The 1,902-nt window shown below is 41.7% G+C and carries 1 protein-coding gene and 1 pseudogene; both read left to right on the top strand.

Annotation, left to right across the window (positions count from 1 at the left end; all coding sequences use genetic code 11):
• Positions 1 to 186 precede the first annotated feature (186 nt).
• The gene (locus ADIS_RS01875) at positions 187 to 1,014 is read left to right on the top strand and encodes a hypothetical protein (RefSeq protein ID WP_010852572.1); all 828 of its coding nucleotides are present in this window, start codon (positions 187 to 189) and stop codon (positions 1,012 to 1,014) included.
• Between the two features lie 331 nt (positions 1,015 to 1,345).
• Positions 1,346 to 1,561 (top strand): annotated as a pseudogene (locus ADIS_RS23305) (hypothetical protein); the annotation flags it as partial.
• Positions 1,562 to 1,902 lie beyond the last annotated feature (341 nt).

Raw genomic sequence — 1,902 nt, 5'->3', positions numbered from 1 at the left:
ATGGATTCCGGACCGGTAAGGCTAGCGAAGCTTTTGTTCAACATGCGTTTGGCGTCATGCGGGGTGAAGTACTTAAATTCAAGTTCAGTTTTTCAAATCAACTTTAGTACTGGGTTGACAGTTTTGTGCTCCGAAATCCCGCACGAACGCCAAGCGCAAAAACGTTGGGCACTATAAAATGAACCGATGAAACATACATCACTCACTATACTTATACTATTGCTTTTTAATCTGGCGTGGAGTCAAGACAGTAAGAAAATCATTAAAAGTTTCATTCAGACAGATGAAGTTCAGTACGAATATATCGGTTACAATAAAAGTGGATTGTACCTAGCATTTGAAAAATTAAGAGATAATTCCGACCTACAATACTTAGTAGAACTAACTTCCCATGAAAATCCTATCGTAAAATGCTATGCCTCTTGGGCACTTGCTGATCGAGATTATCTTCAACTAGATGAAGTTTTGAAATCATTTTTAGCCAAGGATGAAACTTTTACAATACATACAATGGACATAAAGGATTCTGAAAAGTTATCTGTGTCTTTTTATCATAGGTATTGGAATAGGCTAACCCAACAGGAAAAGGAAAAAGACGAAAAAATTCAAAGACTAGATAGCATTATTCTTTATTCACCGAACACTGACTGGCTATTAATCTTGAGAGCATTAGAAAATAGAATTTACCCCCAAAAGTATCATCCAAGAATTGAAGAATTGGCTTTTAATGAACACAATAAATCAGCAATATTTTATTTATCAAATTGGTACAAGGCAGAATATCATCAAGACTTGAAAACAGCTTTAATCGAGTATCTTAAAGATACAGAGTTTGAAAATGTAGGAGTTGGAGAATACTATCAGGTGATATTTGAGCTTTTAAATTTCAGGGATGAAAAAACAAAGGCTGTTGTAGTGAACAAGCTTCGAACAGACTTACATTGGAAAAATGATAGACAAAGATTTATAAGTTTATTGCATGACCATAGCATTTATGAATCTGATCTTCAATGAAAAAGGGAATTACAGTGCCCAATCGAGTAGCCCGACCTGAGCTAAATAGCTCAGGTTGAGGCTCTCACACCACTGCCGATAGCTATCGGCATACGGGTCTCGTCCATCCCGCGGCCCGGCCCCTCGCTAAAATCTTCCACCGGAAGATTTCTTAACGCTCGGTCCTACGCATAGGCATGGTCCCGGTCTACTCCCAATCTGATCAGGTTTTTACGTTTCCGCTCAGGCCCCGCCCGCTACTACCGGCCCAAAGCTCACGCTTTGTCCTCAGTCGTGCCAAATGCAGCAGTAGCGAAGTCGGTTTCGCAGCCATTCATCCATTGCTTTTAGCTTGTGGATACCTGAAAAACAGAAAGGCATGTACACCGTCCCGGAACTCTTGAAAAAGGAGGCCTATTCGAAGATGTGGCATGTCTTTATCAAAAAGACGTACAAGGGGGCCAAACAGGCAGTTGGTTATCTGGGCAGGGACCTGTTCATGTGTGGAGACTGCGGTACCGGCAGGATGGTTTACGGCCTCGCCGGGGAAAAGGGCAGGGATCCCTGAAGCTGCCCCGTGAAAAAACGTTCTTTGAAAACATGGGAAAAAATGAAAACGGATCAGCGTTAATGGGAAAGGACTGCCCTTAGCGTACCGGAAATATCCGAGATCCGAGCGTTTCAACAATCTATGCGGATGTTTTGGTCACCAAACCGCAAAAATGGCCCAAAAAGGGAAACATAAATGCCCATAGACAGGCCCCCGGTTTCGTCCAACTAAGTTTTAACCGCAATCTAGGGAGCTGCAACCCAAATAGTTGTTTTTTTGGCTAGATTGCGTTTAAAACCCTTTACGTTATGCACTATCCCGTATATTAGAAACTCATTTACTTTCAGAGCTAACGGTCG

The sequence above is a fragment of the Lunatimonas lonarensis genome, from assembly GCF_000390185.1.
Lineage (GTDB): Bacteria > Bacteroidota > Bacteroidia > Cytophagales > Cyclobacteriaceae > Lunatimonas > Lunatimonas lonarensis.
This window is presented reverse-complemented; position numbering and strand designations above follow the sequence as displayed.